At 66.6% G+C, this 14,414-nt stretch carries 10 protein-coding genes; 4 read left to right on the top strand and 6 right to left on the bottom strand.

Features of this window, described 5'->3' with window-relative positions; genetic code table 11:
• The 3 genes from AC1RRP_RS04695 to AC1RRP_RS04705 all read right to left on the bottom strand — a co-directional run bounded on the left by AC1RRP_RS04695 (position 1) and on the right by AC1RRP_RS04705 (position 6,567).
• Positions 1–2,424, bottom strand: a complete 2,424-nt coding sequence (locus tag AC1RRP_RS04695; protein ID WP_493033741.1) for a Lon protease family protein — start codon at positions 2,422–2,424, stop codon at positions 1–3.
• 73 nt (positions 2,425–2,497) lie between these two features.
• Complete coding sequence (locus tag AC1RRP_RS04700) at positions 2,498–5,644, bottom strand: EAL domain-containing protein (protein WP_493033743.1); 3,147 nt, start codon at positions 5,642–5,644, stop codon at positions 2,498–2,500.
• A 140-nt stretch (positions 5,645–5,784) separates the two neighbouring features.
• On the bottom strand, positions 5,785–6,567 hold the full coding sequence (locus AC1RRP_RS04705) for an SDR family oxidoreductase (RefSeq protein ID WP_493033745.1): 783 nt from the start codon (positions 6,565–6,567) through the stop codon (positions 5,785–5,787).
• A gap of 169 nt (positions 6,568–6,736) precedes the next feature.
• Between AC1RRP_RS04705 and AC1RRP_RS04710 the strand changes: the two genes are divergently transcribed.
• Both AC1RRP_RS04710 and AC1RRP_RS04715 read left to right on the top strand, forming a co-directional pair.
• A complete protein-coding gene (locus tag AC1RRP_RS04710; RefSeq protein ID WP_493033747.1) occupies positions 6,737–8,422 on the top strand; it encodes an electron transfer flavoprotein-ubiquinone oxidoreductase in 1,686 nt (561 codons plus the stop codon).
• Between the two features lie 154 nt (positions 8,423–8,576).
• On the top strand, positions 8,577–9,335 hold the full coding sequence (locus tag AC1RRP_RS04715) for a molybdate ABC transporter substrate-binding protein (RefSeq protein WP_493033749.1): 759 nt from the start codon (positions 8,577–8,579) through the stop codon (positions 9,333–9,335).
• 69 nt (positions 9,336–9,404) lie between these two features.
• Here AC1RRP_RS04715 and AC1RRP_RS04720 read toward each other — a convergent pair whose 3' ends face one another.
• Together AC1RRP_RS04720 and AC1RRP_RS04725 are read right to left on the bottom strand one after the other, a co-directional pair.
• Positions 9,405–9,911 (bottom strand): DUF1993 domain-containing protein, encoded by a 507-nt coding sequence (locus AC1RRP_RS04720; RefSeq protein ID WP_493033751.1) that lies wholly within the window; start codon positions 9,909–9,911, stop codon positions 9,405–9,407.
• A gap of 91 nt (positions 9,912–10,002) precedes the next feature.
• On the bottom strand, positions 10,003–10,245 hold the full coding sequence (locus AC1RRP_RS04725) for a DUF2789 domain-containing protein (protein WP_493033753.1): 243 nt from the start codon (positions 10,243–10,245) through the stop codon (positions 10,003–10,005).
• A gap of 121 nt (positions 10,246–10,366) precedes the next feature.
• Between AC1RRP_RS04725 and fumC the strand changes: the two genes are divergently transcribed.
• Positions 10,367–11,800 (top strand): class II fumarate hydratase, encoded by a 1,434-nt coding sequence (gene fumC, locus AC1RRP_RS04730; RefSeq protein ID WP_493033755.1) that lies wholly within the window; start codon positions 10,367–10,369, stop codon positions 11,798–11,800.
• A 139-nt stretch (positions 11,801–11,939) separates the two neighbouring features.
• Positions 11,940–12,671, top strand: coding sequence for an iron-sulfur cluster repair protein YtfE (ytfE, locus tag AC1RRP_RS04735; protein WP_493033757.1), 732 nt, complete (start codon positions 11,940–11,942; stop codon positions 12,669–12,671).
• A gap of 54 nt (positions 12,672–12,725) precedes the next feature.
• Here the strand turns inward: ytfE and ccoG are convergent, their stop codons facing one another.
• Positions 12,726–14,174 carry a cytochrome c oxidase accessory protein CcoG gene (gene ccoG, locus AC1RRP_RS04740; RefSeq protein WP_493033759.1) on the bottom strand — a complete coding sequence of 483 codons (1,449 nt, stop codon included), beginning with the start codon at positions 14,172–14,174 and terminating at the stop codon, positions 12,726–12,728.
• Positions 14,175–14,414 lie beyond the last annotated feature (240 nt).

Here is a 14,414-nt window from a genome sequence, read left to right on the forward strand (position 1 = left end):
CTACTTGAGCGTGCGCGGCCGGCGTTCGGGTCTGGCTCCCGAGGCCTGGCAGGCCTTGCGGTAGTCCTGCAGCGTCTTCTGCGCACGGCCCAGCACCGTATCGGCCGGGTAGCCGCCGGCACCGAACTCACCAAAGCGCTGACCGCAAAGCAGCTCCATGCCCTCGCCGGCATTGTCGGCCGTCCAGATCTGGAAACGCCCCTGCTCCACGGCCTCCACCACGCGGCGCTCCAGCATGAGGTGACGGCGGTTGCGGCGCGGGATCAGCACGCCCTGGCGGCCCGTGAGGCCAATGAGCTCGCAGCTGCGGAAATACCCTTCGATCTTCTCGTTGATGCCGCCCACCGGCAGCATCTCGCCGTGCTGGTTCACCGCCCCCGTCACGGCAATGCCCTGGCGCAGCGGCAGGCCCGACAGTGAGGACAGCAGGGCATAGAACTCGGCGCAGGAGGCCGAGTCACCCTCCACCCCGCTGTACTCCTGCTCGAACACCACCGCGGCGTTGAGCGCCAGCGGTGCGATGTGGGCGAACAGCGCGGCCAGGTAGCTGTTGAGGATGAGCACGCCCTTGTCGTGGATGGGGCCCGAGAGCTCCACCTCACGCTCGATGTTGAGCAGGCCTTCGTCGCCCGCGTGGGTGCGCGCCGTCACGCGCACGGGAAAACCGAAGCGGTAATCGCCCAGGTCCACCACGGTCAGGCCGTTGACCTGCGCCACCTTTTCGCCGTCCACGTCCAGCAGGCGCTCGCCATCGGTGATGGTCTCCTGCAGGCGCTGCTCGGGGTAGTCGTGGCGGTGGATGCGCGAGCGCCGTGCGGCCAGCACGTCGACGGCCTCCACCAGAGTCGCACCGCGCGCGCGCGCCATGGCGGCGGCCTCCATCACCAGGGCCTCGCTGTGCGCGAAGATGGCGCTCTGGCGTGTCTGGTCCTCGGCCTCGCGGTGGGCCTCCTCCAGCAACGCGGCCACGGCCGGCGCGCTGAAGTGCGGCAGGCCCAGCTTGTGGCAGGTATGGGCCACGAAGATGGCGGTGGCGCGGCGCGTCTGGGCATTGGCCGTGAAGCTTTCGGCAAAGTCCACCTTGCAGCGGAAACGCCGCGCGAACTCCGGATCGCCCTCCTGCACGGCGTAGTACTCCTCTACCGACGCAACCAGGATGATCTTGACGTCAACGTCCACCGGCTCGGGCTGCAGCGACACCGCCGCGATGGGCGCGTAGAGCATGCCGGGCTCCTCGATCTGCAGGCGCCCGCTGCGCAGGAAACGGCGCAACTTCTCCCACACCGGCTCGTCGGCCAGCAGGTCGCGCAGGTGCAGCATGATGAAGCCTCCGTGCGCGCGCAGCAGGCTGCCCGCGCGGATGCGCGAATAGTCCGTGACCAGCACATCGTTTTCGTTCTGGTACTCGATACTGCCGAACAGGGTTCGAAACAGCGGGTTGTCTTCCACGATCACCGGCGCGCCCTCGCGACCATGGTTGTCCACCACCAGGTTCACGCTGTAGCGCACCAGCGCGCTGGCCAGCGCCTCGACGCGCACGCCGTCCTCGTCGTTGTCGCCCGGCTGGAACAGCTCCAGGTTTTCCAGCACGTCGTGCGCCACCTGGTCCAGATAGCTGCCCAGCTTGACCGTGTCCTTGATCTGCTTGCGCAGCTCGTTTCGGATCTCCTGCAACTCGTGCTCCAGCAGCGGCTTGATCACCTGGCGGCGCAGCGCGGCCAGGCCCTCGTTGAGCACGCGCTCCAGCGCGCGCGTCTTCTCCAGGTAGCGGGTGATCTCGCCGCGCAATTCTTCTTCGAGACGGTCCGTCTCGGCGCGCTTTTCCTTGGGCAGGGCCAGCAGCTTGCCTTCGGTCATGGGCTCACCCTTCTCGTCGCGCAGCGTCAGCACCAGGTGCCCCTCGTCGCGGATGATGGCGAAGCTGCGCGCCTCGGCGTAGGCGTCGAGTTCGGCAAAGGCACGCACGTCCTCGGCCTTGTAGGTCTTGTGCAGGCGCTCGCTCTCGGCGCGGAAGTCTCCGCCGCCCAGCTGCTTGGGTATCTCCGCCTGCAGCGTCTTGACCAGCTGCTGCATCAGGCTGCGCAGCTGGCGGCCCTGGCCAGGCGGCATGCGCAAGGCGCGTGGGCGCTCGGGCGCGTCGAAGTTGTGCAGGTAACACAGGTCGGGCGGCACCGGCCGGCCAGCCGCCAGCTCGTGCATCATCTGCGCCAGCAGCGTGGTGCGCCCGCTGCCCACCTCCCCGAGCACGAAGAGGTTGTAGTCAGGCGCGTCCATCTGCAGGCCGAAACGCGCCGCCTGTTCGGCCCGCTCCTGGCCGATCCAGGGCAGCGGCTGCCCCAGCAACTCGGAGGTATCGGCAAAACCCAGCGCCTTGGCGTCGACGGCCAGGCGCAACTCGGCGGGCGGAACTTGGGTGGTCGGCATGGCGGCTATTGTGCGCCGCCGGGCCGGGCCTGGCTTGATGAGGATCAAGAAACGCCGGGCCGCGCCGCGGCCGTCAGCCCTGCCGCCGGGCCCAGGGCTGCTGCGCCTGCCACTGGCTGAGCCAGCGCGGCAGGTCCGTCGCCGGCATGGGGCGCGCGATGCCATAACCCTGGCCCAGCGTGCACCCCAGTGAGAGCAGCATGCGGCCGTGCGCCACGGTTTCCACGCCCTCGGCGATCACCTTGCGGTTGAAGGCCCTGGACAGGCCGATCACGCCCTCGACGATGGCCAGGTCGTCACGGTCTTCCAGCATGTCGCGCACAAAGCTCTGGTCGATCTTGAGCAATTGGGCGGGCAGCTTCTTCAGGTAGGTCAGGGACGAGTAGCCGGTGCCGAAGTCGTCCAGCGCAAAGCGCACGCCCAACTCGGCGCAGGCATGCATGAGGCTGGAGACCTGTGGGATGTCTTGCAGCGCGCTGGTCTCGACGATCTCCAGTTCCAGCCGCCCGGGCGGGACGGACGGGTGCGCCGCCAGCAGCGCCCGCAGCTTCTGCACGAAATCCTCCTGCTGCAACTGCCGGGAAAACACGTTCACGCTCACGGGCAGCGGCAGGCCCATGCCCTGCCACTGTTCCATCTGCACCAGGGCCATCTCCATCACCATCTCGCCGATGGCGATCGCCAGCTCCTGGTCCTCGATCACCGGCAGGAAAATACCCGGGCCCAGCAGGCCGCGCTGCGGATGCAACCAGCGTATCAGCGCCTCCACGCCGACGACCTCGCCGGAATCCATATTGACCTGCGGCTGGTAGAACAGCACGAACTCCCGCCGCCGGTAGGCGGCCTTGATCTGCTCCAGGCTCTCGCGTTTGGTCCGGATGGCGGCATCGTTCACCACGTCGAAGAGGTGGTAGCGGTTCTTGCCAGCCTGCTTGGCCAGGTACATGGCCTGGTCGGCATGCCGCACCAGCTGCTCGGAGCTCGAGCTATCCGTCGGGTAGACGGTGACGCCGATGCTGGCCGACACCTGGAGCGGGTGACCGTCGATCTGCACCGGCTCGGCCGCCACCTGCAACAACCGGCGCAACAGGGGCTCGCAGTCTTGCTGGTTCGCCAGGTCCGTCATGACGGCGACGAACTCGTCGCCCCCGATGCGCGCGAGCGTATCGCCGTCGCGCAGCACGGACTTGAGCCGCTTGGAGATGACCACCAGGAATTCGTCTCCGGTCGCATGCCCGTACCGGTCGTTGATGTCCTTGAAACCGTCCAGGTCCAGGAAGGCAATGCCCACGGACTTGTCCCGCCGCGCGGATTGCGCCATGGCCTGCTGCAGGCGGTCCGACAGCAGCACCCGGTTGGGCAGGTGGGTCAGCATGTCGAAGTGGGCCACCTCGGCCAGCTGCTCGTTGATCCGGCGCATTTCGGTGTTGGCGGCCTCCAGCTCGGCCTGGCTGCGCAGCCGCTCGCTCATGTCGCGCAGGATCATGCTGCTGTAGCGGCCGCCCTGGCTGTCCTCGTAGAGGCTGGAACTGATTTCAACCGTGAACCGGCTCCCATCGCCGCGGATCATCGTCAACAGGCCGCCCGCCCGGCCCGCCTCCGCCCGCTTCACCAGCAGTTCATGGAGCCGGGGATCGGCGGCGTCCGTCAGGCCGGCCCGCCCCTTGGCGATGATCTGTGCCTCGCTCAGCCCGAAGAGCTGGCACGCCGCCCGGTTGGCAGCCAGCACCCGGCCATCGGGCACGGTCAGCAGCACGGCGTCCATGCTGTTCTCGAACAGGGCCTTGAACTTCAGCTCGCGGTCCTCCAGTTCCGACGTCAGCTTGCGCCGCATGGTGATGTCGACAAAGGTCACGACGATCTGGTCCAGCTGACCGGCGGCGCCCATCCAGGGGTCGGCACGGCACAGCACCCAGCCGATGTCGGCGCCCTCCGCTTTCACGATGCCGGCCACCAGGTCCTTGACGGGTTGCCCGGTCGTCAGCACCCGCGAAGCGGGGTAGTCGGTCACCGGCATGGTGCTGCCGTCCTCGTTCAGGAAACGCCAGGCCGGATCGATCAGATGCTTGCCCGTCATCTGCTCGAACGTCAGGCCCAGGAGTTTGCTGGCCTCGTTGTTGCAACGCAGGACAGCGCCTGCGGCGTCATGGACGACGACGCCCGTCATCAGGTTGTCGATCAGGAACCGCTGCTCGGCCTCGCTCGCGCGCAGGGCCGCATCGGCGGCCATTCTTTCGGCTTCGCTGCTGCGCGCCTGCTCGACCAGTTTCCAGGAGACCAGCTTGATCGACACCAGCAGCAGGATCAGCATGACCAGCGGAGTCCCGATACCCGCGAACCACTGGTAGACGATCTGGTGCTCAGGCTGGGCAATGAAGGCCGTCACCGGGAAGCTTTCCAGCCGGTAAAAGACGTTCACGAAGTCGTCCCCGCCGGAGAGCGCGGTGGGCCCCGTCACCCGCCCGTACCAGGGGAAGTCATGCTGTTTCAGGTAGTTGTAGAGCGCCCCCGTTCGCGGTTTGCCGAACACGTCTTCCTTTCGGATCGTCGTGGGCAGCGGGTAGCGCGACAGCAGGTAGCCGTCGTCCCGCATGACGCCCACCATGAGCCGCTCGACCATGGGCACCTCTTTCCACACCGAGACCAGGAAGTCCGTGGGGAAAACATCCGTCAGCACGGCGACACCCTTGCCCGTGCGGTCACGCAGCACATAACGCAGCGAGAAAGCCCATTGTCCCGTCAGCATCCCCAGCTGCGGCCGCCCCAGGTAGACGCCGCGTGAGTTGTCGTACTCCGACAGGAAGACCTGGAAGGAGGGCTGCTCGCCGATGCTCGGGAGCTGGCCCAGCTCCCGTGTATGGGACGAGGCCAGAAACTGGCCACGCATGTCCGTGACGAAAGCCAGGCTGATGTCCTGCCGGTGCTTCTTGTAATCCTCCAGCAGGTGCTGCATGCCGGCGCGGTTGCCAGGACCGCCGGGCAGCTTGTCGATGCCCTCAGCCAGAGTCAGCATGCCAGCCTGCTTGGAGAGGAAATAGGTGTCCAGCGTCCGTGCCATGAGCACCAGGATGGACTCCATGTGCTGGTCTTCCCTGGCCTTGACCTTCCGCCAGGAATCGATGGCGTAGAAGGCAAACAGCAGCAGGACCAGGGCGATGACCACATTGGTCACCCGGTTCAGGGTATGCGAGGCGCCACCGCTCTGTAGGGGCTGGTTCATGCGAGCGAGACGCGGGGACTCATGTAGCAATGCCGCTTGTTGTTGGTCTTGATGACACCGCGTCTGTTATATCGGCAATCAGGGCACCTGACAATAAGGAAGAGTCGCCGGGCATAGGCCCCACGCGGCGCCCACAGGCCTCAGACCGCGAAGCCGTCGTCGGCCTGGATCACCGCGCCGTTGATGAAGTGACTCTCGTTGGAGCACAGCATCACCAGCACCGCGTCCAGGTCGGCCGGCTGTCCCACGCGCTTGCGGGGCAGCATGGCAATGAGCTTCTGCCCCTGCTCGGTCTGCCAGTGGTGGTGGTTGATCTCGGTGTCGATATACCCCGGGCACAGCGCATTGACGTTGATGCCGAACTTGCCCCACTCCATGGCCATGGCGCGGGTCATGTGCACCACGGCGGCCTTGCTCATGCAGTACACGCCGATCTGCGGCAGCACCTTGAGCCCGGCCATGGAGGCGATGTTCACGATGCGCCCGCCCGTGTACGTGCCCGGTGCCGCGCCCTTGGCGCGCGCCAGCATGCGCTTGCCCACTTCCTGCGCCACGAAGAAGGCACCCTTGGTGTTGGTGTCGAGCACGAAGTCGTAGTCTTCTTCCGTCACGTCCACCAGGCGCTGCGTGGTGCTCACCCCCGAGTTGTTGATCAGGATGTCGATGGAACCGACCTCGGTCTCGGCGTGCGCCACGGCCGACTTGATGGAGCCGATGTCCGTCACGTCCAGCTCCACCACATGGGCGTCGCCACCCTCGCCCTCGATCTGCGCGCGCAGCTCCTTGAGCTTCTCGATGCGGCGCGCCGCCAGCACCACGGCCGCGCCGGCACGCGACAGGGTGCGCGCAAACTGGGCGCCCAGACCGCCCGAGGCGCCGGTGATGAAGGCCACGCGGCCGGAAAGATCGATGCTGTAAGCCATGACAGGCCCTTTCTGAGTCAAGTCAAACAAAATAGAACGACCGTTCTATTTTTATCTCAAACCGGAATAAAATCAGTCCCGAAGCCGACAGGCCGGGTGCGCGTTTACCCCTAACATCCGCCCCCGAGACAGCCCCATTATCAAGCGACTTCCTACGAAAGCAGCCGCCATGACGAACGAAGAAATCCTTGCCCAGTTCGGCCCCCGCGAGGCCATGGAATACGACGTGGTCGTCGTCGGCGGCGGCCCCGGCGGCCTGTCCACGGCCATCCGCCTCAAGCAGCTGGCCGCTGAAAAAGGCCAGGACGTCTCGGTCGTCGTGCTGGAAAAAGGCGGCGAACCCGGCGCCCACATCCTCTCCGGTGCGGTGATGGACCCGATCGCCCTCAACGAACTCTTCCCCAACTGGAAAGAGATGGGCGCCCCGCTGCACCAGCCCGTGACCGGCGACGACGTGCTCTTCCTGTCCGAGACCGGCGCCAGGCGCACCCCCGACTTCCTGGTGCCCGACTGCTTCCACAACGACGGCAACTACGTCATCAGCCTGGGGGTGCTCACCAAATGGCTGGGCGAGCAGGCCGAGGGCCTGGGCGTGGAGATCTTCCCCGGTTTCACCGCGGCCGAAGTGCTTTACAACGACGATGGCTCCGTCAAGGGCGTGGCCACCGGCAACCTGGGCATCGGCAAGGACGGCCAGCCGCATGACGGCTTCCAGCTCGGCATGGAGCTGCACGCCAGGTACACCGTGTTCGCCGAGGGCGCGCGCGGCCACCTGGGCAAGCAGATCATCGCGAAGTACAAGCTCGACGAAGGACGGGACCCGCAGAGCTACGCCCTGGGTGTCAAGGAACTCTGGGAAGTGCCGGCCGACCAGGCCCAACCCGGCCGCGTGGTGCACACCGCCGGCTGGCCCATGGACAACAGCACCTATGGTGGCGGTTTCCTCTACCACCTCGAAGGCAACAAGGTCACCCTGGGCTTTGTCACCGGCCTGGACTACCAGAACCCCTGGCTCAGCCCCTTCGAGGAAATGCAGCGCTGGAAGACACACCCCGCCATCCGCAAGCACATCGAGGGCGGCAAGCGCATCGGCTACGGCGCGCGCGCCATCACCGCCGGCGGCCTGCTGAGCCTGCCCAAGGTGGTCTTCCCCGGCGGCGCCCTGGTGGGCTGCGACGCCGGCTACCTGAACGCCAGCCGCATCAAGGGCAGCCACGCCGCGATCAAGAGCGGCATGCTGGCCGCCGAGGCGCTGTACGGCGCCCTCACCTCCGGCCGCCAGCATGACGAAGTGACCGCCTACCCGGTCAGCTTCGCGCAGAGCTGGCTCTACGACGAACTGCACAAGTCCCGCAACTTCAAGCAGTGGTTCAAGAAAGGCAACCTGATCGGCGCCATCATGACCGGCATCGAGAACTGGTTCCTGCCGAAGATCGGCATCAAGACCCCGCCGTGGACCGTCCACCGCAAGGAGGCCGACCACACCCGCCTCAAACCCGCGGCCGAGTGCCCGCCCATCGCCTACCCCAAGCCGGACGGCAAGCTCACCTTCGACCGCCTGAGCAGCGTGTTCATCAGCAACACCAACCACGCCGAAGACCAGCCGGCCCACCTGACGCTCAAGGATGCCAGCGTGCCTGTGAGCATCAATCTGAGCAAGTACGCCGGCCCCGAGAGCCGCTACTGCCCGGCCGGCGTCTACGAGTTCGTGAAGAACGCCGACAACAGCGACCGTCTGCAGATCAACGCGCAGAACTGTGTGCACTGCAAGACCTGCGACATCAAGGACCCGACGCAGAACATCGTCTGGGTCACACCCGAAGGCGGCGGCGGGCCGAATTACAGCGGCATGTGATGCGCTGAAGCGTCAAGAGGCACGGGGCCGGACGGCAAAGTCCGGCCCCGTTTGCTTTGGGCGAGACGAGGGCGTATCCGGTGGTGAACCGGATAGACCGCAAGGCGCTTGCTCCCTAGAATGCCTCCACCACGTCTTGTACAAGGGATTCGACATGCGCCTGCTCTCTGCTTTGCTGCTGCCCACCCTGGTCCTCACGGCCACCCTGGCCCAGGCCGACACGATCAAGGTGCTGACCACGGGCGCCTTCAAGCAGGTGGTGGTGGCCCTGGTGCCGGCCTTCGAGGCGCGCACGGGCCACAAGGTGGAGGTGCAGAACGACACCGCGGGCGCCCTGGCCAGGCGCATCGGTGCCGGTGAAAGCTTCGACGTGCTGGTGCTCACCCCGGCCGGTCTCAAGACGCTGGCCGCCGAAGGCAAGGTCACAGCGGAGAGCGTGGCGCCCCTGGCCAAGGTGGCCATCGGCGTGGCCGTGAAGGCCGGCGCGCCGCAACCTGCCATGACCAGCGTGGAAGACTTCAGGCAGGCCGTGCTGGCCGCACGCAAGGTGGCCTATATCGACCCGGCCGCCGGTGGTTCCAGCGGCATCTACCTGGACGGTCTCTTTCAACGCATGGGCATTGCCGAGGCCGTGCGCGCCAAGGCCGTGCTGGTGCCCGGCGGCCTGGTGGCCGACAAGCTGGTGAGCGGCGAGGCCGACCTGGCCATCCACCAGATCAGCGAGATCCTGCCGGTGCAAGGCGCCCAACTGGTCGGTCCCCTGCCCGAGGCCATCCAGAACTACACCACCTACGCGGGTGCCGTGAGCGCGGCGAGCCGCCACCCGCAGGCCGCCTTGGCCTTCCTGGCCGCACTCTCCGGCGCGGAGGCGGCGCAGACCATCCGCAGCAAGGGCATGCTGCCGGTGCCGTGAAGAACGAACCCGACGTCAGGAAAAAACGGGGCCTGATGGCCCCGTCCTGTTCTGGATCACGCCGCCGCCTCAAGGGTTGCCGAGGTAGTCGCGCTTGCCGATCTCCACGCCGTTGTGGCGCAGGATGGCGTAGGTGGTGGTGACGTGGAAGTAGAAGTTGGGCACGGCGTGGCCCAGCATGAACTGCATGCCGGTGTAACGGGTTTCCTTGTCGCCGCGCTTGATGACGATGTCCTTGTCTTCCGTGCCGTCGATCTGCGCGGGCTTGAAGCTCTGCAGGTAGGCGATGGTCTTGGCGATGCGGGCCTTGAGCTCAGCAATCGTCTTCTCCGTGTCTTCGTAGACCGGGATCTCCACACCAGCCAGGCGCGCGGCCAGGCCCTTGGCAGTGTCGGTGGCGATCATGACCTGGCGGGCCATGGGCAGCATGTCGGGGTAAAGGCGAAAACCGGTGAGCGCGGTCTCGTCCAGCTTCCTGGCTTCCACATGGGCCTGGGTCTTATCCAGGATGGCCGACAGGTTGCCGAGGATGTTGATGAAACGCGGCACGCTGGCCTGGTACATGGAAATGCTCATGGAAGTCTCCGGGGTAATGGCAATGAAACAGCGCGCATTGTGGTGCCGCTGGCCCGCTTCTGCTGGCGCAAGGGCTTTGCCGCAGGATGTGTCAGGGTCGGGCGGCGCGCAGGGCCAGGTTGAGCTGGTCGGCAACTTCGGCCCAGTCGGCGTCGGCCAGCAACTGCTCGCGCAGCAGCGCGGCCTGGGCCGGCGTCCAGAAGGGCGCATCTTCCAGCCGGACGGCCGGCGGCAGCGGCGAATGGCGCTGGATGAAGGCGGAGATGCTGGGCACATCGGCGGGCAGGCCCAGCTGGGCGAACAGTTCACAGAACTGGTGGTGGTGGGGCGACATGGCAGTGGTCCTTTCCGGCCGTACCCGGCAGTGCCGGGGGCACAGGCTGTATTGAACCCGCATCCGGCGCGGCGCACAATGGCGGCGTTGGAATGACCCACCGCAGCACGGGAGCATCACCATGTCCCTCGGCACCTTCCCTCCCCCCGCGTCCACACGCACCGAGCGCGATAGCTTCGGCCCTATCGAGGTGCCCGTCGAGTGGCTCTGGGGCGCGCAGACCCAGCGTTCGCTGGCCTACTTCGATATCTCCACCGAGCGCATGCCGGCGGAGATGGTGCAGGCCCTGGCCATGGTCAAGCTGGCCAGCGCCCGCGTGAACCTGGAGCTGGGCCTGCTCGCGCCGGACAAGGCCATGGCCATCGCCAGTGCGGCAGAAGAGGTGCTGGACGGCGAGCACGACGCCGAGTTCCCGCTCTCGGTCTGGCAGACCGGCTCGGGCACGCAAAGCCATATGAACATGAACGAGGTGCTGGCCAACCGGGCTTCCGAACTGCTGGGCGGCCCGCGCGGCGCCGCGCGTCTGGTGCACCCGAACGACGACGTGAACCTGGGCCAGTCGTCCAACGACGTCTTCCCCACGGCCATGCACCTGGCGGCAGCACACAGCATCTCCGTCTCGCTGCTGCCGGCCCTGAACCGGCTGCACAGGGCGCTGGCGGCCAAGGCAGCGGCCTTCGGCGACATCGTGAAGATCGGCCGTACCCATCTGCAGGACGCCACACCCTTGACGCTGGGCGACGAGTTCTCGGGGTATGCGGCGCAGCTGGAGCATGCGTACACGCTGATCCACGCCATGCTGGCCTCGCTCTACCCCCTGGCCATCGGCGGCACGGCGGTAGGCACGGGCCTGAACACGCACCCCGAGTTCGGCGCGCGCGTGGCGGCCGAACTGGCGCGCGGCGCGCAGTTGCCCTTCACCAGCGCCCCCAACAAGTTTGCCGCGCTGGCGGCGCACGACGGCGCGGTGGCTGTGCACGGCGCGCTCAAGACGCTGGCGGTGGCGCTGATGAAGATCGCCAACGACGTGCGCTGGATGGCCTCGGGCCCGCGATCAGGCCTGGGCGAGATCGGCATCCCCGAGAACGAGCCGGGCAGTTCCATCATGCCGGGCAAGGTGAACCCCACGCAATGCGAAGCGCTCACCATGCTCTGCTGCCAGGTCATGGGCAACGACGTGGCCATCACCCTGGGCGGGGCCTCGGGGAATTTCGAGCTCAACGTCTACAAGCCGCTGATCGCCCACAACCTGCTGCAAAGCATCCGTCTGCTGGCCGACGGCATGCGCAGCTTCGAGGAACATTGCGTGCGCGGCATCGAACCCCGGCGCGAACGCATCCAGGCGCTGCTGGAGCGCTCGCTGATGCTGGTGACGGCCCTGACCCCCCACATCGGCTACGACCGTGCCGCCGAGATCGCCAAGCGCGCCCACCAGGACGGCTGCACCCTGCGCGAGGCGGCGCTGGCGCTGGGCCATGTGAGCGCAGCGGACTTCGACCGCTGGGTGAACCCGGCCCTCATGGTGCGGCCCGCGCCCCCGCCCGGGCCGGCCTGAAAGCCCACGAATTCCCCAGGTACTCCAGGGGCATCCGCCCCAAATGGCTGAAACTTGCGCCAGATCAATTTAAAGATGTGCACAAAGTATTTCTTTAAATTCATAATGGCTGCACCTCATACAGACATGGAGTATTGCGATGAACGCCCGACTGGAAACCACCGCCCCTGACACCCTGAGCGCCGACCAGGCCATCGGCCAGATCGCCGTGCAGCTGCCCGGTGCCACCGCCGTGTTCCGCCGCCTGAAGCTGGACTTCTGCTGCGGCGGCCAGATCAGCCTGCGGGACGCCGCGGCCGACAAGGGCCTGAACCTGCCCGCCCTGATGGAAGAGCTGGGCACCCTGCAGCGCCCCAGCACGATGCCGGCCGCCAGCGAGCCGGGCGCACTGATAGCCCACATCCTGGCGCGTTACCACGAGGTGCACCGCGTGCAGCTGCCCGAGCTCATCCGCATGGCGCGCCGGGTGGAGGCCGTGCACCGCGAGAACCCGGACGTACCGGCCGGGCTGGCCGATTTCCTGGAAGACATGGAGCAGGAGCTGCTCTCGCACATGATGAAGGAGGAGCAGATCCTCTTCCCTATCCTTAAGGCCGGCGGCAACGCCTTCGTGGTCCAGCCCATAGCCATGATGCGGCATGAGCACGTGGACCACGGCGAGGCGCTGGAACGCCTGGCCGCCCTGACCAACGACGCCACCCCGCCCCAGGGCGCCTGCAACACCTGGCGTGCGCTCTACGCCGGCATCGCCCAGCTCAACGAGGACCTGATCAACCACATCCACCTGGAGAACAATGTGCTGTTCCCGCAGTTCGAGACGCCGCAGCCGGCCCAGGGCTGCGGCTCGGGCTCGGCTTGCGGCTGCAGCTGAAGCCGGACCAGAGCCCGGTCGGCCCGCGGGCCGGCCGGTTTTTTTTTGCCCGGCTCAGTGCGGCACCAGGAAGGTGGACTTCACCCTCGTGGTCTTCTCTTCGCCGTCCTGCACGGTGGTGACCGTGAACACGATGGGCCTGGCCTGGCCCGGGTGGGCCTGGGCGGTTTCGGGCGGCAGGGTCAGGCGTAGCGGCAGGGTCCCGATGTCCAGCGCGTCGACCGCCAGTTCGGTCGGCGTGACGATGGCCAGCCCCTCCAGCCCGGCCACGCCGATGCGGTAGTGCTGCGGGTGTTCGCTGCCATTGGTGATCTGCATGCGGTAGACGTTCTCCACCACGCCCTGCCCCACCACACGGGCCATGGCGCCGCGGTCCTTGATGACGTCGACCACGAAACCCTGGCGCAGCGAGAGGCTGACCACGAAGGCCAGGCTCATGGCCAGCAGCAAGACACCATAGATCAGCACCCGCGGGCGCCAGACGCGACGCAGCATCTGCGCAGGTGACCAGGACTTGACGATGGCGTTGCCCGATGAATAGCGGATCAGGCCCTGGGCGTAACCCATCTTGTCCATGACGTCGTCACAGACGTCGATGCAGGCAGCGCAGGCGATACATTCGTTCTGCAGGCCCTGGCGGATGTCGATGCCCGTGGGGCAGACCTGCACGCACAGGGTGCAGGCTATGCAGTCACCCAGGCCCAGGGCCTTGGGGTCGGCCTGGCGCGAGCGCGAGCCGCGCGCCTCGCCGCGCTGGCTGTCGTAGGCGATGACCAGCGAATCCATGTCGATCAGCGCGCTCTGGAAGCGCGCGTAGGGGCACATGTACTTGCAGACCTGCTCGCGCAGGTAGCCAGCATTGCCATAGGTGGCAAAGCCGTAGAACAGCACCCAGAACCATTCCCAGGGCGAGAAGGACAAGGCGGCCGCCTCTGCCGCGAGCGTGTGGACGGGCGTGAAGTAGCCGACGAAGGTGAAGCCGGTGTACAGGCCGATGAGCAGCCACAAGACCTGCTTGCTGCCCTTGCGGGCGATCTTCTGCACGCCCCACGGGGCGGCGTCCAGGCGCATGCGCGCACTGCGGTCGCCTTCGGTGTGGCGCTCCACCCAGAGGAACATCTCGGTGTAGACCGTCTGCGGACAGGCGTAGCCGCACCACAGGCGCCCGGCCACCGCCGTGAAGAAGAACAGGGCCATGGCCGAGATGACCAGCAACGCTGCGAGGTAGATGAAGTCCTGCGGATGCAGCACCAGGCCCAGCACGTAGAAACGCCGTTCGGTCAGGTCGAACAGCACCGCCTGGCGCTCGTTCCACTGTAGCCAGGGCAGGCCGTAGAACACGAGCTGGGTCAGCCAGACCATGGTCCAGCGCCAGCGGGCGAACCAGCCGCTGACGGCGCGAGGGTAGATCTTCTGCTGCTTCTCGTAGAGCGAGACCATGAGCTCCGGGTCCGGAGCCTGGGGCTGGATGGGGATGATGCGGGGGGGGATGGGATCGGTCATGGGCAGCAGGACGAGCACTTCTCTTTAAGATACATATATTTTAAATCTTATAAGGGCGCCGCCGGATCACAGACGTCCCTGCATCATGCAGGGTTTAAAAGACCCGGGGCGTGGCCGGGGTGCTCCCATCGGGCGGCCCTGGCGCGGGTCCCCTGAATCCGTTAATCTTGTGCCCAGTCAAGATCCGCCATGTCCATCCAGTTCCTGATCATCGGCCAGCACCTGGCGCGCAGCACGCGC

It is taken from the genome of Hylemonella sp. GW821-FHT12C09 (assembly GCF_058807395.1).